The organism is Streptomyces himastatinicus ATCC 53653, assembly GCF_000158915.1.
Lineage (GTDB): Bacteria > Actinomycetota > Actinomycetes > Streptomycetales > Streptomycetaceae > Streptomyces > Streptomyces himastatinicus.
Genome location: NZ_GG657754.1, coordinates 3,049,086 through 3,073,207 on the forward strand (window position 1 = coordinate 3,049,086; position 24,122 = coordinate 3,073,207).

Here is a 24,122-nt window from a genome sequence, read left to right on the forward strand (position 1 = left end):
TGTTAATTCCGGCCGCTCGCCGTGTTTACGGAATGTGTTCGAAGTTCTCACCTGGGACGCGTTTCGCAATCGGTATTCGGCCAGCGAGCGTTCGGTGTGTGCGGCGGCGAGCGCCCGCGCCCGGTCGGCGTCGCCGCGCGCGACCGCGTCCACGATCGCCCCGTGCTCCGCCCAGGACTCGACGGCGCGCACCGACGGGTCGGCGCGCCCGGCCGCGCCCGGTATGCCCGGTGCGGCCTGCACGACCTGCGTGGACTGCATCCCCTGCGCGGCCTGCCGGGCCGGGTCCGCCGCGTACACCCAGGCCGTCTTGCGCCGCAGCTGCACCAGCATTCCCGCCAGGCTCGGGCTGCCGGACGCCTGGGCGAGCGTCTCGTGGAACCAGTCGCCCAGTGAGCGCAGCTCGCCCAGCCTGCCGCGCTGGGCCCGCTCCTGGCCGAGCCGGACCAGACCGCGCAGCACCTTCAGATGCCCCTCGGTGCGGCGCTGGGCGGCCCTGGCGGCGCCCAGCGGCTCCAGCAGGGCCCGGATGTCCAGGAGGTCGGCCGCCTCCTTCTCGGACGGCTGCGCGACGCAGGCGCCCGCATGCCGCCGGGTCGTGACGAAGCCCTCGGACTCCAGGGTGCGCAGCGCCTCGCGGACGGGCACCCGGGAGACCCCGTAGCGCCGGGCGAGCAGCTCCTCGGTCAGCCGGCTGCCGGGCGGATAGGTACCGGAGATGATGTCGTCACGAATCGCCGTGCACACCGCATGCGCCGAAATCCGGCGACCGCCCTGGAGTGCGGCCGTATCCCCGTTCACTTCCGGTCCCGCATTGTCGAACCTCCGCCTCAACCCCGCGAAACGCATCCGATTGACGCGTGTTCAGCGACTCTATTCGAAGCCGCCGGGATTTCCGATGGGCGAAGGCAATTCAGGGATATTTTTTGGTCACAGCGGCGGGGCACGCCGAAGGCCCCGTCCGGAGCGGACGGGGCCTTTCGACAGGAGCGGCGACGGGTCAGAGGTTGACGCCGTGCGAACGCAGGTACGACAGCGGGTCCATGTCCGAGCCGTACTCCGCGGTGGTGCGGGCCTCGAAGTGCAGGTGCGGGCCGGTGACGTTGCCGGTGGCGCCGGACAGACCGATCTGCTGGCCGGGGGTGACCTTCTCGCCGACCGAGACGCCGATCGAGGAGAGGTGGCCGTACTGGGTGTAGGTGCCGTCGTTCATCTTGATGACGACGTTGTTGCCGTACGAGCCGCCCCAGCCCGCCTCGACGACCTCGCCCATGCCCACCGACTGCACCTCGGTGCCCGTGGAGGCGCTGAAGTCGATGCCGGTGTGGCTGCCGGAGGACCACAGGCCGCTGGACGCCTGGTAACCGGTGGAGACGGAGGAGCCGTCGACGGGCGAGACGAACGTGTTGAGGCGCTTGCGCTCCTCCTCACGCGCGGCGCGCTCCTTGGCCTCGCGCTCCGCCTTGGCCTTCTTCGCGGCGGCATCGGCCTTCCGCGCGGCCTCCTGGCGGGCCACGGCCTCGGCCTTCGCCTTGGCGGCGGCGGCCTCGGCGGCGCTCTCCTGGGCCTGGGCTTGCGCGTCGATCTGGCCGGAGAGACTGTCGCCGATCACCATCGCCTGGCTGAGACCGGTGTCCTGGGGAGACGGCGTCTCGCCGGTCGCGGCGAGGGCCGGGCCGGCGATGCCGGCGACGACGCCCGAGGCGACGGTGGTGATGCCAGCGATGTTCGCGCCGGTACGGACGGCGGTCTGGCTGGGACGTCGGTGCTTCCCGGCGGCACGGGTGAACGCCATGGTGTGGCGCACTCCTTTCCTTCCTTCTCGCCTACCGGGTTAGCTGACGGGTTCGGAGCAGGAAGGTCTCCTACGGGCCCCTCCCCCGGCCGGGGAAGGCGTCCGATTCACCCCAGGGACGTTTGGGTCCCCGGCTCCCCTGGCACTCGCACCATGGGACTCGGCGATGGCTGTCCGTGCCGCGGGTGCGGCGGGTATCCGGCGAACAGCCGCACTGACGCTAGACGGGCCGCGTTTCGATCACCAAACGGTTACGGGTTTTTGTTGTTCTCGCCACAAACCAAACGCCCCTCAAATCGGACATACAGGAGGACCCTGGCGTCTCACTCGACGCCAGGGTCCTTGTGCTGCTAATGCGTTGAGCCGGGCCCGGGACAGATCGGGCCCCGCGGAGGGCGGTTCAGCCGGTGATGACGCGCACCTCTCCGATGCCGAGCGCCCTGACCGGCTCCTCGATCTTCGAGGCGTCACCCACGAGCACCGTCACCAGCCGGTCGGCCGGGAAGGCGCTCACGACCGCCGCGGTCGCCTCCACCGTCCCCGCCTCGGCGAGCCGGGCGTACAGCTGCGCCTGGAAGTCGTCCGGCAGGTGCTGCTCGACCTGGTCGGCGAGCGTGCCCGCGACGGCGGCGGCCGTCTCGTACTTCAGCGGGGCGACGCCGACGAGGTTCTGCACGGCGACATCGCGCTCGGCGTCCGTCAGCCCCTCCTCCTTCAGCGTCCGCAGCACCGTCCACAGGTCGTCCAGCGCCGGGCCGGTGACCTCGGTGGCCACCGAACCGCTGATCGCCAGCAGCGAGGCGCCCGCCGAGCCGCCGCCGGCCGGCGAGGGCGGCGTCGAGCGCAGCACCTGGCCGAAGGCGCGCACCCCGTAGGTGTAGCCCTTCTCCTCGCGCAGCACCCGGTCCAGCCGGGAGGTGAGGGTGCCGCCCAGGCAGTAGGTGCCGAGCACCTGCGCGGGCCAGACACGGTCGTGCCGGTCGGCGCCGATGCGCCCGAGGAGCAGCTGGGTCTGGACCGCGCCGGGCCGGTCGACGATCACCACACGGCCGGTGTCGTCGGCGATGACCGGCGGGACCGAGCGCTGCGGGGCCGGACCGCCGGTCCAGGCGCCGAGGGTGTCGGCGAGGGCCTGGTCGAGGTCGACACCGGCCAGGTCGCCCACGACGACCGCGGTCGCGGTGGACGGCCGGACGTGCGCCTCGTAGAAGGCGCGCACCGCCGCGGCGTCGATGCCCTCGATGGTCTCCTCGGTGCCCTGGCGCGGCCGGGACATCCGCGACTCGGAGGGGAACAGCTCCTTGGCCAGGGCCATGGAGGCGCGGCGGGCCGGGTTGGCCAGCTCGTGGGGGATCTCGTCCAGCCGGTTGCGCACCAGCCGCTCGATCTCGCCGTCGGGGAAGGCGGGGGCGCGCAGGGCGTCGGCCAGCAGGCCGAGCGCCTTGGGCAGCCGGGAGACCGGCACCTCAAGGGAGACCCGGACGCCGGGGTGGTCCGCGTGGGCGTCCAGGGTGGCGCCGCAGCGCTCCAGCTCGGCGGCGAACTCCTCGGCGGTGTGCTTGTCGGTGCCCTCGGACAGGGCGCGCGCCATGATCGTGCCGACGCCGTCCAGACCGGCCGGTTCGGTGTCCAGCGGGGCGTCGAGGTTGATCTCCACGGCGACGACCTGCTGGCCGGGGCGGTGGCAGCGCAGCACGGTGAGCCCGTTGGACAGCTCACTGCGCTCCGGCGCCGGGAAGGCCCACGGCTTGGGGGCGCCGCCCTGCGGCTGCGGGTGGAAGGTCATGGTGGCGGTGACGGCGTCGCTCACTGGGCCGCCTCCCCTTCTGCGTCGGTGTCGGCGGCTTCTGCGGCGCCGGAGGATTCGTCGTCCGCGTCCTCGGCGCCCTGGACGGGCTCGTAGACCAGCACGGCGCGGTTGTCGGGGCGCAGCCGCGCCGCGGCCACGGCCCGCACCTCCTCGGCGGTGATGTCCAGCACCCGCCCCACGGCGGTCAGCGCCAGCTGCGGGTCGCCGAACAGCACGGCGAACCGGCACAGCTCGTCGGCGCGGCCGCCGACGGTGGCCAGCCGGTCCAGCCACTCGCGCTCGATCTGCGCCTGGGCGCGCTCCATCTCCTGCGGCGTCGGGCCCTCCTCGGCGAAGCGGGCCAGCTCCTCGTCGACGGCGGCCTCGATGCCGGGTACCTCGACCCCGCCGGAGGTCTTCACGTCCAGCCAGCCCAGCGACGGCGCGCCCGCCAGTCGCAGCAGGCCGAACCCGGCGGCGACGGCCGTACGGTCGCGGCGCACCAGCCGGTTGTGCAGCCGGGAGGACTCGCCGCCGCCGAGGACGGTCAGCGCCAGGTCGGCGGCGTCGGCCTCACGGGTGCCGTCGTGCGGCAGCCGGTAGGCGGCCATCAGGGCGCGGGCCGGGACCTCCTCCTCCACGACCTCGCGCAGCTGTCCGCCGATGACCTCCGGAAGTGTGCCGTCGCGGGGCGGCCGCTTGCCCTCGTGGGAGGGGATGCTGCCGAAGTACTTCTCGATCCAGGCGAGCGTCTGCTCGGGGTCGATGTCGCCGACGATGGACAGCACCGCGTTGTTCGGCGCGTAGTACGTGCGGAAGAACTCCCGGGCGTCCTCCAGGGAGGCGGCGTCCAGGTCGGCCATCGAGCCGATCGGGGTGTGGTGGTACGGATGGCCCTCGGGGTAGGCCATGGCGATGAGCTTCTCGAAGGCGGTGCCGTACGGAACGTTGTCGTAGCGCTGGCGGCGCTCGTTCTTGACGACGTCGCGCTGGTTCTCCAGGCTCTCGTCGTCCAGCGCGGTCAGGAGGGACCCCATCCGGTCCGCCTCCAGCCACAGCGCCAGCTCGAGCTGGTGGGCGGGCATCGTCTCGAAGTAGTTGGTGCGCTCGAAGCTGGTCGTGCCGTTGAGCGAGCCGCCGGCCCCCTGGACCAGCTCGAAGTGGCCGTTCCCCGTCACCTGGGCCGAGCCCTGGAACATCAGGTGCTCGAAGAGGTGGGCGAGGCCGGTACGCCCCTTGACTTCATGGCGTGAGCCGACGTCGTACCAGAGGCAGAGCGCGGCGACCGGGGTCAGGTGATCCTCGGAGAGCACCACCCGCAGGCCATTGGCCAGACGGTGCTCGGTCGCTTTCAGGCCGCCGGAGCCGGCCTGTTGCGTGGCCGTGTGACCCATGGGCATGTACGTCCCTTCGATCGCGTGATGATGCGCGTGCGAACCGCGTGATGAGCGCTTCTGTCACTGTATGCAACCGCACGGACATCTGGCGAAGTTCCCGTCACGCAAAGGTCCGGCCAGGGTCCCGCCGTGCCGTTCGGGGACGGCCCGTTCCACAGTTGTCGGTGGACGGGGCCACAATGGTCCGCGTCAGATCCCGCTCTGCCGTTGAAGGAGCCGCAAGCGCGATGGCCCGCCGCAGCACGAAGAGTCCGCCGCCGGACGACTTCGAGGAGCGCATCCTCGACATCGACGTCGTCGACGAGATGCAGGGCTCCTACCTGGAGTACGCCTACTCGGTCATCTATTCGCGCGCGCTGCCCGACGCCCGCGACGGGCTCAAGCCCGTGCACCGACGCATCCTCTACCAAATGAACGAGATGGGGCTGCGCCCCGAGCGCGGCTTCGTGAAGTGCGCCCGCGTCGTCGGCGAGGTGATGGGTAAGCTCCACCCGCACGGTGACGCGTCGATCTACGACGCGCTGGTGCGCATGGCGCAGCCGTTCTCGATGCGCCTGCCGATGGTCGACGGCCACGGCAACTTCGGCTCGCTGGGGAACGACGACCCGCCCGCCGCGATGCGGTACACCGAGTGCCGGATGGCCTCGGCGACCTCGCTGATGACCGAGTCCATCGACGAGGACACGGTCGACTTCTCGCCGAACTACGACGGCAGCGAGCAGGAGCCCGTCACCCTCCCCGCCGCCTATCCGAACCTGCTGGTCAACGGCACGTCCGGAATCGCGGTCGGCATGGCGACGAACATGCCGCCGCACAACCTGGGCGAGGTGGTCTCCGCCGCCCGCCACCTGATCAGGCATCCGAACGCCGACCTCGACACGCTGATGCGGCATGTGCCGGGTCCCGACCTGCCGACCGGCGGACAGATCGTCGGGCTCGCCGGTGTCCGGGACGCGTACGAGACGGGGCGCGGCAGCTTCAAGATCCGCGCCACGGTGGCCGTGGAGGACGTGACGCCGCGCCGCAAGGGCCTCGTCGTCACCGAACTGCCCTTCACCGTCGGTCCCGAGAAGGTCATCTCCAAGATCAAGGACCTGGTCGGCGCGAAGAAGCTCCAGGGCATCGCGGACGTCAAGGACCTCACCGACCGTGCGCACGGCCTGCGCCTGGTGATCGAGATCAAGAACGGCTTCAACCCGGAGGCCGTGCTGGAGCAGCTCTACAAGCTCACGCCGATGGAGGAGTCCTTCGGCATCAACAACGTGGCGCTGGTGGACGGCCAGCCGCTCACGCTGGGGCTCAAGGAGCTGCTGGAGGTCTACCTCGACCACCGCTTCGACGTGGTGCGGCGGCGCAGCGAGTTCCGGCGCACCAAGCGGCGCAACCGGCTGCACCTGGTCGAGGGGCTGCTGGTGGCCCTGCTCGACATCGACGAGGTCATCCGCCTCATCCGGTCCAGCGAGAACTCGGCGCAGGCCAAGGAAACGCTGATGGACCGCTTCGACCTGTCGGACGTCCAGACGCAGTACATCCTGGACACTCCGCTGCGCCGCCTGACCAAGTTCGACCGGATCGAGCTGGAATCGGAGCGCGACAGGCTCAACGCGGAGATCGAGGAGCTGACCCGGATCCTCGACTCGGACGCCGAGCTGCGCAAGCTGGTCTCCTCCGAACTGGCCACGGTGGGCAAGAAGTTCGGCACCCCGCGGCGCACGGTGCTGCTGGAGTCCGCCGACGCCCCGGTGGCCGCGGTGCCGCTGGAGGTCGCGGACGACCCGTGCCGGGTGCTGCTGTCCTCCACCGGGCTGCTGGCGCGCACGGCTAACGGGGAGCCGTTCGCGGGCGAGCAGACCAAGCGCAGCAAGCACGACGTGATCGTCTCGGCGGTCCCGGCGACGGCCCGCGCGGAGGTCGGGGCGGTGACGTCGACCGGGCGGCTGCTGCGCCTCCAGGTGATCGACCTGCCCCAGCTACCGGAGTCCCCCGGGACGCCGAACCTGGCGGGCGGGGCGCCGATCGCCGAGTTCCTCTCCCTGGAGGAGGGCGAGGAGCTGATCTGCCTCACCACCCTGGACGAGTCCTCACCGGGGCTCGCCATCGGCACGGAGCAGGGCGTCGTCAAGCGCGTGGTCCCGGACTATCCGGCCCACAAGGAGGAGCTGGAGGTCATCGGCCTCAAGGAGGGCGACCGGATCGTGGGCGCGGTCGAGCTGCGCACCGGCGAGGAGGATCTGGTCTTCATCACCGACAACGCGCATCTGCTGCGCTATCCGGCCGGCCAGGTGCGGCCGCAGGGGCGCGCCGCGGGCGGCATGGCGGGCGTCAAGCTCGCGCCCGACGCGAAGGTGATCTCGTTCACAGCGGTCGACCCGGCGGTCGACGCGGTGGTGTTCACGGTCTCGGGTACGCACGGCACGCTCGACGACTCCGTACAGCAGACGGCCAAGCTCACCCCCTTCGACCAGTACCCGCGCAAGGGGCGGGCCACGGGCGGGGTGCGCTGTCAGCGGTTCCTCAAGGGCGAGGACTGTCTGGTGCTGGCCTGGGCGGGCGCGACCCCGGCCCGCGCGGCGTCGGCCACCGGCGCCCCGGTGCCGCTGCCGGAGCCCGATCCGCGCCGGGACGGCTCCGGAGTGCCGCTCACCAAGCCGGTGGCGGTGGTCGCCGGGCCGGTGTAGGCACGGCGGGAACGGACGGTCAGGGGCGCGGCACCGCAGAGGTGCCGCGCCCCTGCGCATGCGGCCACCAGGAGCGATGCGTACGGGGCTCAGTGCCCGGCTCCGTTGCGCCGCGCCCGTAGCTCCCGGAGCGCGATCCGGGCGCCGGGGTGGCCGCGGTCGGCCGCCTTCCGGAAGTGCCGCTCCGCCTCGGCAGGATCGCCGAGGTCCAGATGCAGGGTGCCGAGCACCACCAGCGCCGTGAGGTCCCCGGCGTCGACCGCCTTGCCGAGCCAGTGCAGGGCCTCCGGGTACGCGCCACGGTTGCCGAGCCCGATGCCGTAGACCGTCATGCCCTCCCGGTCACCGGCGAGCGCCGCCTGCCGGGCGAGCTCCTCGGGGATCGGCCGTCCCTCGGCGTACGCCGCCCGCACCCTCGCCCTTAAGCCCGGATCCAGCCGCCGCGCCCCACGCTTCCCGCGGCGTCCGCGCCACCGCGCCCACAGCCCGCGCATCGGAACCCCCTCCGCCCCCGGAGCGCCATTCTCCCGCCGTCCCCGTCCCCGCGGAATGGGGTGTGCGGCCCCGGGGAACCAGGTGCGCGGCCCCGGGGAACCGGACCGTCTCGCTCCCTCGTCACCCTGATTACCCCACCCGTGCGCGAAGTTGATCGACAGAGGTTAGGCTTACCTTCGTGAGCACGTGCACGACCGCCTCCCGGGATTTGTCCGAGCCGCTCGCCGGGACGGCGGCCACCGCCCCCACCTGGCTGCTTGTCGAACAACCGGGCCCCTGGGGCACCGAGGCCCTGACCGCCAGCCGCCTGGACCCCGCCGTGGGGCGCGCCCTGGAGCGCGCCGCCGAGGGCACCGGCGTCCGGGTCGCGCTGATCCGCCGGCCCGGCCGCCATGCCGACCTGCACGCGGGCAGCCGTCACCGGGTGTTCGTGGCGCACACCCGGCCCGGCCGCTCCTGGATCCGCACGACCGCCCTCGCCGACCCGGGGGAGCTGCTCGGCCTGGACTTCGCCGCGCTGGGCGCGGGCGACGCGGGCGGCCTTTCCGGTGCGGCCGATGACGCTCCCGGTGGCCTCCCCGGGGAGTGGGAGGAGTACACCGGCGACCCGCTGGTGCTGGTGTGCACCAACGGCAAGCGCGACCGCTGCTGCGCGCTGCTCGGCCGCCCGCTGGCCGCCGAGCTGACCGCCGCCGGAGTGGAGGGCACCTGGGAGATCACCCACATCGGCGGCCACCGCTTCTCGCCGACGCTCGTCGTCCTGCCGCACGGCTACGCCTACGGCCGGGTCACCGCCCAGGACGTCAAGGACACCCTCGCGGCGCTGCGCGAGAACCGAGTGGCCACCGAGGGCTGCCGCGGCCGCTCCGCCTGGGAGCGGCCCGGGCAGGCCGCCGAGCTGGCGGTCCGCGAGCTGACCAGTGAGGACGGGGCCGACGCGCTGACCGTCGTACGGACCGAGAGCGCCGCCCCCGCCTGGTCGGTGACCGTGGCGCACACCGACGGCCGGGTGTGGCGGGTGAGCGTGGCGCAGACGGCCGCCGCCCCGCCGCGGCAGCAGAGCTGCGGCTCGCCGCTGGGGTCCCCGGCCCGTATGGACGTGGTCGGCATCCGGGCTGTGCGGCCCGCGCGCGACGGACGGACGGTCACCGCCGCCAGGCGCTGGGCGACCGGGTGTGGGCGGCCTCCCCCGCCGCACGGGCAACCCCCGGGGGTACTGGGGCGTGCGCAGAGGCCCGCCCTTCGTTACCCTTCGTTGCCATGAGCGCCGCGCTACTCGCCGGGGCCGCCCTCCGCGGCCACAAGGTGGCGCATCGGCTGGCCCCGACGCGTCTTCTCCCAGGTCCTGCTGATGCAGCTGGCCATCGCCACGGGCGTCACCGTGCTTGCGACCGGCCTCTTCCTGCGCCCGCTCGGCTCCCAGCTCGACGACCAGGCCATGCGCCGGGCGCTGGCCATCGCGCAGACCACGGCCTCCGAACCGCGGCTGGTCACGGCGCTCCAGCACACCCGCCCCTCGGCGGGCGGCCCGGTCCAGGCCGCGGCGGACCGCATCCGCCGGTCGACCGGCGCCGAATACGTCGTGATCATGGACCGGCGCGGGATTCGCTGGTCGCACACCTCCCCGGACGAGATCGGCAAGCACGTCTCCACCAGCCCCGAGGAAGCCCTCGCGGGCCATGAGGTCATGCAGATCGACAACGGCACGCTCGGCCGCTCGGCCCGCGGCAAGGTGCCGCTGCGCGACGCGGACGGCCGCATCGTGGGCGCGGTGTCGGTCGGCATCGCGTACGAGACCGTGCGCGGCAGGCTGCTCGGTGCGCTGCCCGGGATGCTCGCGTACGCGGGCGGCGCGCTCGCCGTCGGCGCCCTGGCGGCCTATCTGGTGTCCCGCAGGCTCCAGCGGCGCACCCATGACCTGGCCTTCTCCGATATCTCCTCACTGCTCGCCGAGCGCGAGGCCATGCTCCACGGCATCCGCGAGGGCGTCGTCGCGCTCGACGCCCACGGCCGCATCCGGCTGATGAACGACGAGGCGCAGCGGCTGCTGGACCTGCGCGCCGAGGACACCGGACAGCCGCTGGAGGCGGTGCTGCCGCCCGGCCGTACGACCGATGTGCTGGCCGGGCGGGTCACCGGCGCCGATCTGCTGACCGTCAGCGGCGGCCGGGTGCTGGTCGCCAACCGGATGCCCACGGACGACGGCGGCGCGGTGGCCACCCTGCGCGACCGCACCGAGCTGGAGCGGCTCGGCCGCGAACTGGACGGCACCCGCGGGCTGATCGACGCGCTGCGCGCCCAGGACCACGAGCACGCCAACCGGATGCACACCCTCCTCGGCCTGCTCGAACTCGAACTCCACGAGGAGGCGGTGGAGTTCATCACCGAGGCGGTCGGAGTCCACCGCGCCACCGCCGAGCAGGTCACCGAGCGGGTGCACGATCCGCTGCTGGCCGCCCTGCTGGTCGGCAAGGCCACGGTCGCCACGGAGCGCGGGGTGTCGCTGCGCATTGCCGAGGACACCCTGCTGCCGGACCGGCTGGTGGATCCGCCGGGGCTGGTGACGATCGTCGGCAACCTGATCGACAACGCGCTGGACGCGGCGGGTCGGTTCGGTCGAGCCGCGGGTCGAGGTGGAGCTGTGCGCGGACGACCGTACGGTGCTGCTGCGGGTCTCGGACACCGGGCCCGGCGTCCCCGCCGACCGGCGCGACCTGGTGTTCACCGAGGGCTGGTCCACCAAGAAGCCGCCCGCGCACGGACAGCGCGGCATCGGGCTGGCCCTGGTGCGCCGCCTCGCCGAGCGCCAGGGCGGCAGCGCACGGGTGGCCGACCGCGACGGCGGCGGCGCCGAGTTCACCGTCGTCCTCCCCGAGGCGCTGACCGAGGAACCGGCCGACGCGCCGCTGACCGTGACAGGAGAGCCGCGATGACATCGGACACCGGCCCGGGTGGTCTCATCGAGGTACTGGTCGTGGACGACGACGTACGGGTCGCCCGCGTCAACGCGGCGTACGTCGGCAAGGTGCCGGGCTTCCGCATCGCCGGGCAGGTGCACACGGCCGCCGACGCGCTGGCCTTCCTGGAGCGCGGCCACGCCGATCTCGTCCTGCTCGACCACTACCTGCCGGACGAGACCGGGCTCGCGCTGGTGGGGCGGCTGCGGCAGCGGGGCCACCACACCGACATCATCATGGTGACCGCCGCCCGCGACATCGGCACCGTGCAGGCCGCGATGCGCAACGGCGCGCTCCAGTACCTGGTCAAGCCGTTCACGTTCGCCGGGCTGCGCGCCAAGCTGGAGGGCTACGCGGCGCTGCGCCGCGCCCTGGCGGGCGGCGGCGAGGCCGGACAGGACCAGGTGGACCGGATCTTCGGCGCCCTGGGCGGCGCCTCGGCGGGCCCCGCCGAGCTGCCCAAGGGCCACTCGGCGCTCACCGCCGACCTCGTACGGGAGGTGCTGCGCGGCGCCGACGGCCCGCTGTCGGCCCAGGAGGTCGCCGAGCGCGCGTCTCTCAGCAGACAGACCGCCCAGCGCTATCTGAAGCTCCTGGAGCGCACGGGCCGGGTACGGCTCAGCCTCAAGTACGGCGAGACCGGCCGCCCGGAACACCGCTACGACTGGGTCTGAACTCCGAGGGGGCGCGCGGCGTGCTCAGGCCGCGCCCGCCCCGGTGAGGGCCCGCACCTCCGTCTCCGCGTGCCGGGCCGCGTGCCCCCGGGCGTCCGCGGCTTCGTCGGAGAGGACCGTGCCCAGCCAGCCGGCGAGGAAGCCCAGGGGGACCGAGACCAGACCGGGGTTCTGGAGCGGGAAGAGGTGGAAGTCCACTCCGGAGAAGATCGCTTCGGGCCCGCCGGAGACCACCGGGGAGAACACCACCAGCACCACCGCCGGGACCAGCCCGCCGTAGACCGACCACACCGCTCCGCGCGTGGTGAACCGCCGCCAGAACAGCGAGTACAGCAGCACCGGGAGGTTCGCCGACGCGGCGGCCGCGAAGGCGAGCCCCACCAGGAAGGCCACGTTGAGGTCGTCGGCGAGCAGCCCCAGGCCGATCGCCGCCGCCCCGATCCCGACCGCCGCGACCCGTGCGACCGCGACCTCGCTGCGCGGTGTGCGGTCCTTGCGGCGGCTCAGCGAGGCGTACAGGTCGTGGGCGACGGAGGCCGAGGAGGCGAGGGTGATCCCGGCGACGACGGCGAGGATGGTGGCGAACGCGACGGCGGCGACGATCGCGAACAGCACCGTCCCGCCCGTCGACCCGGCGCCCCCGCCGAGGTCGAGCGCGAGCAGCGGCACGGCCGTGTTGCCCGCCGCGTTGGAGCTGCGTACGGCATCGCTGCCCAGCACGGCCGCCGCGCCGAAGCCCAGCACGATCGTCATCAGGTAGAAGCCGCCGATCAGCCCGATCGACCAGATGACGGACCGGCGGGCGGCCGGGGCGGTCGGCACGGTGTAGAAGCGCGAGAGGATGTGCGGCAGCCCGGCGGTGCCCAGCACGAGGGCGACGCCCAGGCTCACGAAGTCCAGCCGGGCGGTCCAGCCGTCGCCGTACGCGAGCCCCGGGGCGAGGAAGTCGCTGCCGTGCCCGCTGTGCCGCGCCGCGGTGCTCAGCAGGCTGTCGATGTCGCCGTGGAAGCGGACCAGCACGAGCACGGTGAGCGCCACCGCACCGCCCATCAGCAGGACGGCCTTCACGATCTGGATCCAGGTCGTGGCCCGCATCCCGCCCAGCGCGACGAAGACGACCATCAGGGTGCCGACGCCGATGACCGTCCAGGACCTGGCCCGGGACCCCGTCTCGTCCAGCAGCAGGGCGACCAGGCTGCCCGCGCCGACCATCTGGGCGACGAGGTAGAGCACGCAGACGGTGACCGAGGAGACGCCCGCGGCGATCCGCACCGGACGCTCGCTCATCCGCGCGGCCAGCACATCGGCGAGGGTGAACCGGCCGCAGTTGCGGACGAGTTCGGCGACCAGCAGCAGCACCACCAGCCAGGCCACCAGGAAGCCCACGCAGTAGAGCACTCCGTCGTAGCCGAAGAGCGCGATGAGGCCGGAGATGCCGAGGAAGGAAGCGGCCGACATGTAGTCGCCCGCGATGGCGAAGCCGTTCTCCATCGGGGAGAACAGCCGCCCGCCCGCGTAGAACTCCTCCGGGGAGCCCTGCCGCCGGCGGCTCGCCCAGGTGGTGATCGCGAGCGTGGCGGCCACGAAGACGCCGAAGAGCAGCAGCGCGAGGCTCTGCTGATTGCCGGTCACCGCCCGTGCCCCCGCATCATCTCCTGCGTCACCCAGCGCAGCTCCAGTGCGACCCGGTCCCTGCGCAGCCGGGCATGGCGGGCGTACGCCCACGTCAGCAGGAAGGTGGTGGCGAACTGGGCGAGCCCCGCGACCATCGCGACATTGAGCGCCCCCGCCACCGGACGGGCCATCACACCGGGAGCCGTGGTCGCCGCGACCACATACGCGAGATACCAGAGCAGAAACGCGGCGGCCGCGGGGAAGACGAAGCGGCGGTAGCGCCTGCGCACCTCCTGGAAGGCGGCGCTGCCGTGCACCTCGGTGTACACCTCCTCGGCGGCGGGCGGGCGGGCGCGCCGGGGCGGACCGGCCGTCTCGTCCGGCTCGTCCGGCCCGCCCCAGCCGGAGGCGAGCGCGTCGTACCAGGGATCGTCCAGCCGGGCCGCCCCGGCATCGCGCGCGTTGTGCATGTCCACCCGAAAGCTCCTTGTTCACTGCCGCGTTGGCGTGCCCAAGGATGGACAGAGGGAGAAGATCGCGGATACTCCAATACCGGACGTTCACCCCATCAGGTGACTCAGGTGATGAACGACCCGGAATCGTCGCCCCGTGGAGCGGCGATGCCGTGGCGGTAGGCGTAGCGCACGGCCTGGGCGCGGTCGCGGACCGCGGTCTTGGCGAACAGGTTGTTGATGTGCGTCTTCACGGTGGCGGGCGCGATCATCAGCCGACGCGCGATCTCCGGGTTGGACAGCCCTCCGGCCACCAGCGCCAGGACCTCCGCCTCGCGGGGCGTGAGCCCGTCAGGCAGCGGCCCGGCGGCCGTTTCCCGCTCGGGCTCGTCCCGGTCGGACCCACCTCGCTCCGCGAGCCACTCCAGCAGCCGCCGCTGCACCTGGGGCGACAGCCCGGCGTCCCCCGACATCACGCCCTCCACGGCCCGGAGGATCTCGTCGGCATCGGCGTCCTTGGTCAGATAGCCGCGGGCACCGGCGCGCAGTGCCGGGAAGAGCGAATCGTCGTCGGCGTAGGTGGTGAGCACCACGACCTGGGTGCCCGGATGCTCGGCGCACACCCGGCGCGTCGCCTCCACGCCATCACAGCGGGGCATCCGCAGATCCATCAGTACGACGTCCGGGGCCAGCTCGGCGACCAGCCGCAGCGCCTCCTCGCCGTCGCCCGCCGAGCCGACGACCTCGATACCGGGCAGCAGCCCCAGCAGCATCACGATGCCCTCGCGCACCACCGTCTGGTCGTCGGCCACCACGACCCGCGCGGTCACAGCGGCACCCGCAGTCGCACCACGAACCCCTCCCCTTCCGGTCCCGCCTCCAGCGTGCCGCCCAGGAGTTCGGCGCGCTCGCGCATTCCGAGCAGACCGTACCCGGCGCCGCTCACCGTCAGACCGGCGGCGGCCGGTGCCGAGCGGGCGCCGCCGTCGCGGACCTCGAGCGAGACCGTGTGCTCGGCGTAGCCCAGCCGCAGCTCCACCCGGGCGCCCGGCGCGTGCTTGCGGACGTTCGTCAGCGCCTCCTGCACGACCCGGCGGAGCGTGAGTCCCGCCTCCGCGGTCAGCGTCCGCGGCTCGCCCTCCCGTACGAAGCGGGCGCCCTCGGCGGCGGCCGACTCCCGCAGGAAGTCCTCGACGGGGGCCATCTCGCCGCGCAGCGCGGACAGCGCCTGCCGGGTCTCGGCGAGTCCGTCGCGGGCCATCCCCCGGGCGGCGACCACCCGGTCCAGCACCTTCGCGGAGTCCTCGCCGCGCTCGATCAGCAGCCGCGCCGCCTCCAGGTGGACCAGCTGGGCGGACAGGCTGTGCGCCAGCACGTCGTGGATCTCCCGGGCGATCCGGGACCGCTCGGCCAGCGCCGCCGACTCGGCCTCCGCCCGCCGGGCCATCCGCTCCTGTTCGAGCAGCCGGTAGCCGGTTCCGCGGGCCTCCTCGTCCAGCCGGAGCGCATAGCCGCCGATCACCAGGGCCCCGGCGGTGGCCGCCTCGGCGAGCGGGGAGTTGCCGCTCGCGAGTACGTACGCCCCCGAGGCCACGGCCGCGCAGCCGAGCGCGATCACCAGCGGCAGCCGTTCCATGGCGACGATGGCGCTCACGACCCACACCGCGGCGGACGGGGTCCGCGCCCCGGCGGCATGCAGCGCGGCACCTGCGGCGATCAGCACGGCGATCAGCACCAGGGCGGGGGCGAGCCGGTGGTCGAGGGTGACCCGGCGCAACACCTCCACCAGGGCGGCGCACCCGACGAGGGCGCCGATCAGCGCCACCCGCCCCCACCCCTGGAAGGCATCGCTCCGGAGGGCGTCCACCAGCAGCCAGCCCGTCAGGCCCAGCCAGATGCCACCGTTGATCAGCAGCCTGGTCCGGGGCACGCCCTCCCGCGACAGCGCCTGCCGCGAGGGCCACTGTGTCCATCCGCCCATGGGCCCAGTGTGCCCCGCGCTCACCGGCCGACCGTGCCCCGGGCACCGGCGGCGCCCGGCACCGGCTCCAGCCCCCGCGCCCGCATCATGACGACGCCACCGCGCAACAGCAGGGACGCCGCGAGCGACAGCATCAGCGGGCCGCTGCCCTGCGGTACGCCCGCCAGCGCGCCCACTCCCGCCAGCACCGCCCGGCACACCAGGGCACCGGCCCACACCAGCGCCGTGGCCTTCGCGCCCTGGGCCCAGACCGCGCCGGAACCGTCCGTCCACACCCGGCTGGTCCACCCCCACCCGGCTCCGGTCGCCACCCCGACGAGGATCTCCACCACCAGCAGCGCGGCGGCCGCCACCCGGTGATCGTGGTTGATCAGCCCGGGTTCACGCAGCGCCAGGAAGCCGAGCACCACCGGCACCACCCACCAGCGCCGCGCGTCCTCGGTGATCTTCTGCGGCCGGAACTGCCGTACGAGCACGATGACGACGACCGCGGCGATGAGCACGGCCCGGGCGAGTTCCGGCATGACAAGGGCCTCCGTGGGGCGGGAACGAGAACGCTCCCGACGCTACGGAGAGGCCCGGCCGCGGAGATCGGAGCCAGGGCGGATTCCGGGTGGAAACCGTCTCTCCACCCGGGGGTGGAGAGACGGCCGCCCCAAGGGGCCTCGCGGACGCCTCAGACGTCGATACGCGACCGGTCCAGGGTCGCCGCCGAGTTGGTGATGAACTCCTTGCGCGGCGCGACCTCGTTGCCCATGAGCAGGTGGAACGCCTGCTCGGCGGCCTCCAGGTCGCTGATGTTGATGCGCCGCAGCGTGCGGTGACGCGGGTCCATCGTGGTCTCCGCGAGCTGGTCGGCGTCCATCTCGCCGAGACCCTTGTAGCGCTGGATGCCGTCCTTGTAGCGGACCCCACGGCGCTCCAGGTCCAGCAGCGTCTCCCGCAGCTCGTTGTCGGAGTACGTGTAGATGTACTTCTCCTGACCCCGCTTCGGGTTGACCAGCTCCACCCGGTGCAGCGGCGGCACGGCCGAGAAGACCCGCCCCTGCTCCACCATCGGCCGCATGTAGCGCTGGAAGAGCGTGAGCAGCAGACAACGGATGTGGGCGCCGTCGACATCGGCGTCGGCGAGGAAGATCACCTTGCCGTAGCGGGCCTGGTCGATGTCGAACGTACGGCCCGAACCGGCTCCTATGACCTGGATGATCGATCCGCACTCGGCGTTCTTCAGCATGTCCGATACGGACGACTTCTGAACGTTGAGGATCTTGCCGCGGATCGGCAGCAGCGCCTGGAACTCGGAGTTCCGGGCGAGCTTGGCCGTACCGAGCGCCGAGTCGCCCTCGACGATGAACAGTTCGCTGCGGTCCACGTCGTCGCTGCGGCAGTCGGCCAGCTTCGCGGGCAGCGAGGAGGACTCCAGCGCGGTCTTGCGGCGCTGCGCCTCCTTGTGCTGGCGGGCCGCGATGCGCGTACGGGCCGCGGCGACGATCTTCTCCAGGACGGCGCGGGCCTGCTGCTTGGCGTCCCGCTTGGCGGACGTCAGGAACGCCTTCAGCTCCTTGGCGACCACGTTGGCCACGATCCGGGAGGCGGCCGAGGTGCCCAGCACCTCCTTGGTCTGGCCCTCGAACTGCGGCTCCGCGAGCCGCACGGTCACGACGGCGGTCAGGCCCTCCATGACATCGTCCTTGACGACGTCGTCCTCGGCGACGCGCAGCAGCTTGGAGGAGCGCAGCACCTCGTTGACGGTCTTGGTGACCGAGCGCTCGAAGCCGGAGACGTGGGTGCCGCCCTTGGGGGTGGCGATGATGTTCACGAAGGACTTGGTGGTGGCGTCGTAGCCGGTACCCCAGCGCAGCGCGATGTCGACGCCCAGGTCCCGGGTGACCTCGGTCGGCGTCATGTGGCCGCGCTCGTCGAGGACCGGCACGGTCTCCTTGAAGGTGCCCTGCCCGGACAGGCGCATCACGTCGCAGACGGCCTTGTCCTGGGCGAGGTACTCGCAGAACTCGCTGATGCCGCCGTCGTAGCGGAACTCCTCCTCGACGGGCCCCTCCCGGCCGTCGAGAGCCCGCTCGTCCCGGACGACCAGCGTCAGGCCCGGCACCAGGAAGGCGGTCTGGCGGGCGCGGGCGTGCAGCGTCTCCAGGGAGAGCTTGGCGTCCTTGAGGAAGATCTGCCGGTCCGACCAGTAGCGGATGCGGGTGCCGGTGCGGGTCTTGGGGACCCGCTTGCCCTTGAGGATGCCGCTGGAGGGGTCGAAGGGGGCGTCCGGTCCGGATTCGGTGAAGATCCCGGGGACGCCGCGCCGGAAGCTGATCGAGTGGGTCTTGCCGTGCAGGTCCACCTCGACGTCGAGACGGCTGGACAGCGCGTTCACCACGGAGGCACCGACGCCGTGGAGACCGCCGGAGGCCGCGTACGCGCCCCCGCCGAACTTGCCGCCGGCGTGCAGCTTGGTCATGACGACCTCGACGCCGGACAGCCCGGTCTTGGGCTCGACGTCGACCGGGATCCCCCGGCCGTTGTCCCGGACCTCCACGGAACCGTCGTCGTGCAGATGCACCTCGATGCGGTCACAATAGCCGCCCAGGGCCTCGTCCACGGAGTTGTCGATGATCTCCCAGAGGCAGTGCATGAGACCGCGGCTGTCGGTCGATCCGATGTACATACCGGGCCGCTTGCGCACTGCCTCGAGCCCCTCGAGGACGAGAAGGTGCCGCGCGGTGTAGTTGGAGCCGCCCCGGTCTGCTCCGGTCAGCAGCGCAGTGGACGGCACGGACGTGTCGGCGGTCACGCGGTTCGCTCCTCGCTGAATTTCTGTTGGCCCAACTTGTGGGCACGATGGTGGCACGGGTCGCCCGTCAGAGCGTACCGAGGCCTGATAGAGCCTTCGTGCCGCCACCCGTGAAACGTCCATCCTAGTCCAGGCCGCCACAGTTTCGCTCGTACGTTCGATAGCCCGTTTGGCGTGAAGCACACATCACGTTCCCTTGGAGGCATGAACCATTTAGGCTCCGGGCACGTCCTCATTCACAACCGGCAACCCGGCCGGGAGGACAAAACCCGACAAGCGACGTGAATCCGTAAACCACCGCAATACGGCTCATTCGCCGCCAACCGTCACCATCCGGCCCACTCAGAAGCAATTTTTGAGAAAAAGCCACGAGCGGGAACGATATCGGGCTGGTTGGATGTTGACCCTGGTACGACAGCTCGTCGAGCTAGAGAAGAGGCGACGTGACTACTGTTCTGACCCCCGCGAGCCCGCTGACGGCCGCTGACCGCTGCGACCGCTGCAACGCTCAGGCATACCTGCGCGTCGTCCTGATGAGCGGCGGTGAACTGCTCTTCTGCGCCCACCACGGTCGCAAGTTCGAGCCGGAACTCAAGAAGATCGCCGCGGAAATACAGGACGAGACCGAGCGGTTGACCGCCGCTCCGGCGTCTGCGTCGGACGACGAACGCTGACGCCTCGCGCCACGACGACGAGCGAAGCCGGCCAAGGGCCGGATGTCGGGCGGCCCGCCCCAGCCAGGGGAGGGCCGCCTTCGCTCGTCGCGGCGTGTCGTGACCCACTGACACCGTCCCGCCCCCAGGACCCCGGGGAACCCTCCGGCCCCTCCCGGGCCTCCCGGCGGGCCTGAGGCACCCCTTCGGCCGTCTCAGCCATACGCGGCCACCAGCGACACCACCGCCGAGACCCGGGTGTAGACGCCCGGCCGCCCGGCCACCGCACAGCCACTCCCCCAGGACACCAGGCCCACCAGCCGCCCGTCGGCGACCAGCGGACCTCCGCTGTCCCCCTGACAGGCGTCCCGGCCGCCGCCCGGAACCCCGGCACAGACCATCGAGGCCGACTGGTAGTCGCCCTCCGCGTTGCCCGGGTAGGCGCTCCGGCACGTCGCGTCGGTCAGGACGCGTACCGCCGTGGCCCGCAGCGTCAGCGCATAGCTGCCGTCACCGTCCGTGTCGCCCCAGCCGTACACCAGCGCCTTGCTCCCGGCCCGGTACGCCGGATCCCCGGCCCGCGCCATACGGATGACGTAGGCGGGCGGCAGCGGCCGCCCCAGGGTGAGCACCGCGATGTCACCGGCCCGTTCGTCGGACTGGTACGCCGGATTGACCCACACCTTCGCGGGCGCCATCTCCACCCCGCGGGTCCCCCGCAGATCATTGCGGCCGACGATCACCCGTAGGTCCCGCACCTCCTGCCACTTCTTGCCCAGCACCGCCCGGCTCAGACAGTGCGCCGCCGTGATGACCTTCGTGGGCGTCACCGCCGCACCGCCGCAGAACTGGCCCGAACGCTTCGCTCCGAACAGCTCACGGCTGGCCAGCGCGACCGCCCAGGGCGCCTCGGCCGTACGGACCCGGTGGCCGCCCACCACGGCGCGATCGGCCGTCGCCGGGGCGGGCGCGAGCAACAGCAGCGCGAGCGCGGCGGCGAGCAGCACGGCGAGGCGGGCGGGGAGCGGGAACAGCGACTTACGCATGCAGCCTCCTGACCGTACGAAGCGAGTCGCCCACCCAGCGTCACCCCGCCCGGCGCGGTCCGCATCCCGAAGGGGGCCAACCGGGGCGGGCCGTCCTCGGCCAACCGGGTGATCCGTCCCCGGAGGGCACCTCCGACAGCCCGAAGGCCGGGCTCTCCGAGGAGGCCCGGCCTTCGTTTGGCGCTATGCGGTGCGGAAGCCGCCCATCAGTCCAGGTAGTCCCGGAGGACCTGGGAGCGGGACGGGTGGCGCAGCTTCGACATGGTCTTGGACTCGATCTGGCGGATGCGCTCACGCGTCACGCCATAGACCTTGCCGATCTCGTCGAGCGTCTTCGGCTGACCGTCGGTGAGGCCGAAGCGCATGGACACCACGCCCGCCTCGCGCTCGCTGAGCGTATCGAGCACCGAGTGCAGCTGCTCCTGGAGCAGAGTGAAGCTCACGGCGTCGGCCGGGACGACGGCCTCGGAGTCCTCGATGAGGTCACCGAACTCGCTGTCCCCGTCCTCACCCAGCGGGGTGTGCAGGGAGATCGGCTCACGGCCGTACTTCTGGACCTCGATGACCTTCTCGGGGGTCATGTCGAGCTCCTTGGCCAGCTCCTCCGGAGTGGGCTCACGGCCCAGGTCCTGGAGCATCTGGCGCTGCACCCGCGCGAGCTTGTTGATGACCTCGACCATGTGCACCGGGATACGGATGGTGCGGGCCTGGTCGGCCATGGCACGCGTGATCGCCTGGCGGATCCACCAGGTGGCGTACGTCGAGAACTTGTAGCCCTTGGTGTAGTCGAACTTCTCGACGGCGCGGATCAGACCGAGGTTGCCCTCCTGGATCAGGTCCAGGAAGAGCATGCCGCGGCCGGTGTAGCGCTTGGCCAGGGAGACCACCAGACGGAGGTTGGCCTCCAGGAGGTGGTTCTTGGCGCGGCGGCCGTCCTCGGCGATGATCTCCAGCTCGCGCTTGAGCTTGGGGGCGAGCTTGTCGGAGTTGGCGAGCTTGTCCTCGGCGAACAGACCGGCCTCGATCCGCTTCGCGAGCTCGACCTCCTGCTCGGCGTTGAGCAGCGGGACCTTGCCGATCTGCTTCAGGTAGTCCTTGACCGGGTCGGCGGTGGCGCCGGCCGCGGCGACCTGCTGCGCGGGCGCGTCGTCCTCGTCCTCGTCGGAGAGCACGAAGCCCGCGTTCTCCGGCTCGGGCTCGGCACCCTCGGGGGCGGGCTTGCCGCCCGTCGGCACCTCTTCGATGACGTCCTCGGCCTCGAGGATCTCGTCGGTGACGTCCTTCTTGGCGGTGGTCTTCTTCGCGACCGTCTTCTTCGCGGCGGTGGTCTTCTTCGCCGCGGTCTTCTTCGCGGTGGCCTTCTTGGCGGCGGCCTTCTTCGCGGGGGCCGCCGACGCCTCCTCGGCCGGGCCTCCCGCGGCGGCCGCGGGAGCGGCCGGAGCGGCGGGGGCCTTCTTGGCTGCGACCGTCTTGGCCGCGACGGTCTTGGTGGCGGTGCGCTTTGCCGGACTCTTCGCTGCGACGCTCTTGCGGGTGCGCTTGGGCGCCTCTGCGGCACTGACCATCAGCGTCACACCCTCCTCGTCGAGGATCTGGTTGAGGCTGCGCAGAACGTTCTTCCACTGGGTTGGCGGAATCTGGTCAGCCTCGAAGGCCCGACGCACGTCATCGCCGGCAATCTGCCCCTCAGCCTTTCCCCGCTCGATGAGCGCCATGACAGACTCGGATTCGGCGATCTCCGGCGGGAGCGTACGGGATGTGCTGGCCGACAACGAACAACCTCTCGGAACGTTGGAAACCGGCTTCCGGCCCCGTTCCGCTGTGACCGGAGCGACGACCGCGGCAGGATGAACCGACGGCGCCCGGACGAAGTCGAAGAGTCAGCGTCGCGAGCGACATCCGTATTCCTCGCGGCAGCACTCTAATCATCGCGCTGCCCCAAAGAGCGTTACGCCGATCGTCGTGCTCGAGTCACACCACATATCGGTCTAATACCCACCGAACGGGACAGATAACTCCGAGTCGATCACACGCCGACTCCCGGGCGGCCCTCCTGGTCCGCCCGTACTGCGTCTCATGTCACGTCCCGAACCCCAGGTTCCGCGCCGCCGTCACGCTCCGTGCCAGCCGCCGTCGCCACGCTCCGCGCCGCCGCCGGACTCCGCGCCGCGCCGCCGAACCCGCGGGCGGGATCCGGCGACGCCGCTCCGTACGCCGTACGCCGCCCACCGCCGGCGGCCCGCGCCCGCGGCGTGCCATACGCCGTACACCCCGGGCGCCGTACGCGCCGCGGGGTCAGTGCTCGCGCGGCGCGGGCACCCCGACCTCGGCGTGGTCGAGGTCGGGGTGCACGGTCAGGAGTTGGCGCATCGCCCCTTCGGCCGCGGCGGCGTCCCCCGACCCGACCGCCTCGACGATCCGGCGGTGGTGGCCGACGCTCGCCTCGGTGAGCCGGTCACAGCCGCTGGCCGGCGCGCCGGAGACATGGAGGGCGGCGGCGACGATGCCCGCCAGGTGCTCCAGCATCCGGTTGCCCCCGACCTGGAGCAGCAGGGCGTGGAACTCGGCGTCGGCGCGGGAGAAGGTGAGGGTGTCGCCCTGGGTCAGCGAGTGCCCCATGATCTCCGCCATGTCGGCCAGCCGCTGCTGCACGTCCTCGCGGCCGTGCCCCGCGGCGAGGCGCGCCGCGAGCGGCTCGATCGTCCAGCGCAGCTCGCACAGCTCGCGGCGCTGGTCGTCACGCTGCGGCCCGAAGGCGCGCCACTCGATGATGTCCGGATCCAGCAGGTTCCAGTCGCTGACCGGGCGGACCCGGGTGCCGACGTTGGGGCGGGCGCTGACCAGGCCCTTGGCCTCGAGGACGCGCAGCGATTCCCGGACGACGGTGCGGGAGACCTCGAACCGCTGGCCGATCTCCTCCGGGACCAGCGGGCGGTCCGCGCCCAGGTCGCCGGAGACGATCATCTGGCCGAGCTGCTGAACGAGTTGGCCGTGCAGCCCGCGGCCCCGGTTGCCGGCCGCGCGGCGGCCCACCCGGCCGATCTCCGCGTCCGCGCCGTCCCAGGAGGGGGCGCTGCCGCGGTCGGCGCCGGGGGCGTCGGCGTAGGAGTAGCGGTCAAGCTCGCCCGAGCCGGCGAGGCCGGAGTCGGCGGGACGAGCCGCGGTCATGGTGGTGTGCGCAAGGGTACTCACGCATCCTTTGTCGGCGACGCTCCGGAGACCCTTGAGGTCTTTGGTGAAAAGCACACGAAAGGGTGATCGCCCATTACCTCACAATTGACGCTGATTCGGACAGAAAGCAGCACCCTTCACCGGAGTTGCGACCACTTCATGAGCAGCCCCTGCGCAACCACCGACGAGCCGCTCCCGGGGCACGGGGACCGGTCCGCGATCCCCTGCCGCGGACCGGCCCCTGCGTCCCGGTCCGCGGCAGGGCCGCCTACTGGCGGGCTCTTCTGCCGCGCAGCCCGGTGAGGGCATAGGCGAACAGCAGCACCGCCACCGACAGCATCAGGGCCTGCCCCACGGGCTGACCGGCGAGCCGCAGCACGGCCGCCACTCCCCGGTTGAGCATGGACGGCGGACGGTCCAGCGCCACGGCGCGCAGCCGGTGCGGCAGCCCGACGAGCGAGTGCAGCGACGGTTCGTCCATCGCGCGCCGGACCACGGGAACCGCCAGGAGCGGCACCGCGAGGAGCGTGGCCAGCCCGAGCGCGGTGGACCGGAAGACCCCCGCGGCGAGCAGTCCTGCCCATGAGCAGTCGATGGTGAGGCCGAAAACGCTCGCCATC

The 24,122-nt window shown here is 72.2% G+C and carries 17 protein-coding genes, 3 pseudogenes and 1 riboswitch; of the genes and pseudogenes, 5 read left to right on the top strand and 15 right to left on the bottom strand.

Going from position 1 to position 24,122, the window contains the following annotated elements:
- The 4 genes from SSOG_RS12340 to SSOG_RS12355 form a co-directional block, all read right to left on the bottom strand.
- Positions 1-801, bottom strand: an 801-nt coding sequence (locus tag SSOG_RS12340; protein WP_245606286.1) for a GntR family transcriptional regulator, incomplete at its 3' end; no start/stop codon positions are given.
- 199 nt (positions 802-1,000) lie between these two features.
- Positions 1,001-1,795, bottom strand: a complete 795-nt coding sequence (locus SSOG_RS12345; RefSeq protein ID WP_009714553.1) for a M23 family metallopeptidase — start codon at positions 1,793-1,795, stop codon at positions 1,001-1,003.
- 14 nt (positions 1,796-1,809) lie between these two features.
- A riboswitch (cyclic di-AMP (ydaO/yuaA leader) is annotated at positions 1,810-1,971 on the bottom strand.
- Positions 1,972-2,195: 224 nt separating this feature from the next.
- Positions 2,196-3,581, bottom strand: coding sequence for a M16 family metallopeptidase (locus SSOG_RS12350; RefSeq protein ID WP_086015860.1), 1,386 nt, complete (start codon positions 3,579-3,581; stop codon positions 2,196-2,198).
- 20 nt (positions 3,582-3,601) lie between these two features.
- On the bottom strand, positions 3,602-4,978 hold the full coding sequence (locus tag SSOG_RS12355) for a M16 family metallopeptidase (RefSeq protein WP_039937342.1): 1,377 nt from the start codon (positions 4,976-4,978) through the stop codon (positions 3,602-3,604).
- A 230-nt stretch (positions 4,979-5,208) separates the two neighbouring features.
- Between SSOG_RS12355 and SSOG_RS12360 the strand changes: the two genes are divergently transcribed.
- Positions 5,209-7,659, top strand: a complete 2,451-nt coding sequence (locus tag SSOG_RS12360) for a DNA gyrase/topoisomerase IV subunit A (RefSeq protein ID WP_009714556.1) — start codon at positions 5,209-5,211, stop codon at positions 7,657-7,659.
- Positions 7,660-7,748: 89 nt separating this feature from the next.
- Here SSOG_RS12360 and SSOG_RS12365 read toward each other — a convergent pair whose 3' ends face one another.
- Positions 7,749-8,072: a tetratricopeptide repeat protein gene (locus tag SSOG_RS12365; protein ID WP_064273609.1), complete on the bottom strand. Its 324-nt coding sequence runs from the start codon at positions 8,070-8,072 to the stop codon at positions 7,749-7,751.
- Positions 8,073-8,332: 260 nt separating this feature from the next.
- Between SSOG_RS12365 and SSOG_RS12370 the strand changes: the two genes are divergently transcribed.
- From SSOG_RS12370 to SSOG_RS12380, 3 genes and pseudogenes are all read left to right on the top strand, one after another.
- Positions 8,333-9,418: a ferredoxin family protein gene (locus tag SSOG_RS12370; protein WP_086015787.1), complete on the top strand. Its 1,086-nt coding sequence runs from the start codon at positions 8,333-8,335 to the stop codon at positions 9,416-9,418.
- Positions 9,419-9,505: 87 nt separating this feature from the next.
- Positions 9,506-11,087, top strand: a pseudogene (locus tag SSOG_RS12375) (ATP-binding protein).
- A 44-nt stretch (positions 11,088-11,131) separates the two neighbouring features.
- Positions 11,132-11,785, top strand: a pseudogene (locus SSOG_RS12380) (response regulator); the annotation flags it as partial.
- Positions 11,786-11,809: 24 nt separating this feature from the next.
- On the opposite strand, the gene SSOG_RS12385 reads toward SSOG_RS12380, so the two are convergent.
- From SSOG_RS12385 to SSOG_RS12410, 6 genes are all read right to left on the bottom strand, one after another.
- Positions 11,810-13,417: a solute symporter family protein gene (locus SSOG_RS12385; RefSeq protein ID WP_039937346.1), complete on the bottom strand. Its 1,608-nt coding sequence runs from the start codon at positions 13,415-13,417 to the stop codon at positions 11,810-11,812.
- The gene (locus tag SSOG_RS12390) at positions 13,414-13,869 is read right to left on the bottom strand and encodes a DUF485 domain-containing protein (protein ID WP_078510593.1); all 456 of its coding nucleotides are present in this window, start codon (positions 13,867-13,869) and stop codon (positions 13,414-13,416) included. The genes SSOG_RS12385 and SSOG_RS12390 overlap by 4 nt, the downstream gene beginning before the upstream one ends.
- Before the next feature lie 107 nt (positions 13,870-13,976).
- Positions 13,977-14,681, bottom strand: coding sequence for a response regulator transcription factor (locus SSOG_RS12395; RefSeq protein ID WP_039937348.1), 705 nt, complete (start codon positions 14,679-14,681; stop codon positions 13,977-13,979).
- Positions 14,678-15,832 (bottom strand): sensor histidine kinase, encoded by a 1,155-nt coding sequence (locus SSOG_RS12400; protein WP_009714563.1) that lies wholly within the window; start codon positions 15,830-15,832, stop codon positions 14,678-14,680. Before SSOG_RS12400 ends, SSOG_RS12395 begins: the two co-directional genes overlap by 4 nt.
- Positions 15,833-15,852: 20 nt before the next feature.
- Positions 15,853-16,356: a DUF1453 family protein gene (locus tag SSOG_RS57430; RefSeq protein WP_009714564.1), complete on the bottom strand. Its 504-nt coding sequence runs from the start codon at positions 16,354-16,356 to the stop codon at positions 15,853-15,855.
- A gap of 152 nt (positions 16,357-16,508) precedes the next feature.
- Positions 16,509-18,632 carry a DNA gyrase/topoisomerase IV subunit B gene (locus tag SSOG_RS12410; RefSeq protein ID WP_009714565.1) on the bottom strand — a complete coding sequence of 708 codons (2,124 nt, stop codon included), beginning with the start codon at positions 18,630-18,632 and terminating at the stop codon, positions 16,509-16,511.
- Between the two features lie 443 nt (positions 18,633-19,075).
- On the opposite strand from SSOG_RS12410, the gene SSOG_RS12415 reads away from it, so the two are divergent.
- Positions 19,076-19,306 carry a DUF7455 domain-containing protein gene (locus SSOG_RS12415; protein ID WP_009714566.1) on the top strand — a complete coding sequence of 77 codons (231 nt, stop codon included), beginning with the start codon at positions 19,076-19,078 and terminating at the stop codon, positions 19,304-19,306.
- Between the two features lie 194 nt (positions 19,307-19,500).
- Here the strand turns inward: SSOG_RS12415 and SSOG_RS12420 are convergent, their stop codons facing one another.
- From SSOG_RS12420 to SSOG_RS12435, 4 genes and pseudogenes are all read right to left on the bottom strand, one after another.
- Positions 19,501-20,331, bottom strand: coding sequence for a S1 family peptidase (locus SSOG_RS12420; protein ID WP_039937350.1), 831 nt, complete (start codon positions 20,329-20,331; stop codon positions 19,501-19,503).
- Between the two features lie 206 nt (positions 20,332-20,537).
- Complete coding sequence (locus tag SSOG_RS12425) at positions 20,538-22,046, bottom strand: RNA polymerase sigma factor (protein WP_009714568.1); 1,509 nt, start codon at positions 22,044-22,046, stop codon at positions 20,538-20,540.
- Positions 22,047-22,626: 580 nt separating this feature from the next.
- Positions 22,627-23,577, bottom strand: coding sequence for a FadR/GntR family transcriptional regulator (locus tag SSOG_RS12430; RefSeq protein ID WP_063631560.1), 951 nt, complete (start codon positions 23,575-23,577; stop codon positions 22,627-22,629).
- A gap of 193 nt (positions 23,578-23,770) precedes the next feature.
- A pseudogene (locus SSOG_RS12435) lies at positions 23,771-24,122 on the bottom strand (ABC transporter); the annotation flags it as partial.

What these genes read in the sequence shown, in the direction of transcription:
- SSOG_RS57430 (WP_009714564.1), bottom strand. Translation starts at nt 16,356, where the DNA reads ATGCCGGAACTCGCCCGGGCCGTGCTCATCGCCGCGGTCGTCGTCATC.
- SSOG_RS12350 (WP_086015860.1), bottom strand. Translation starts at nt 3,581, where the DNA reads ATGACCTTCCACCCGCAGCCGCAGGGCGGCGCCCCCAAGCCGTGGGCC.
- SSOG_RS12400 (WP_009714563.1), bottom strand. Translation starts at nt 15,832, where the DNA reads ATGGGCGGATGGACACAGTGGCCCTCGCGGCAGGCGCTGTCGCGGGAG.
- SSOG_RS12345 (WP_009714553.1), bottom strand. Translation starts at nt 1,795, where the DNA reads ATGGCGTTCACCCGTGCCGCCGGGAAGCACCGACGTCCCAGCCAGACC.
- SSOG_RS12420 (WP_039937350.1), bottom strand. Translation starts at nt 20,331, where the DNA reads ATGCGTAAGTCGCTGTTCCCGCTCCCCGCCCGCCTCGCCGTGCTGCTC.
- SSOG_RS12390 (WP_078510593.1), bottom strand. Translation starts at nt 13,869, where the DNA reads ATGCACAACGCGCGCGATGCCGGGGCGGCCCGGCTGGACGATCCCTGG.
- SSOG_RS12355 (WP_039937342.1), bottom strand. Translation starts at nt 4,978, where the DNA reads ATGGGTCACACGGCCACGCAACAGGCCGGCTCCGGCGGCCTGAAAGCG.
- SSOG_RS12425 (WP_009714568.1), bottom strand. Translation starts at nt 22,046, where the DNA reads ATGGCGCTCATCGAGCGGGGAAAGGCTGAGGGGCAGATTGCCGGCGAT.
- SSOG_RS12360 (WP_009714556.1), top strand. Translation starts at nt 5,209, where the DNA reads ATGGCCCGCCGCAGCACGAAGAGTCCGCCGCCGGACGACTTCGAGGAG.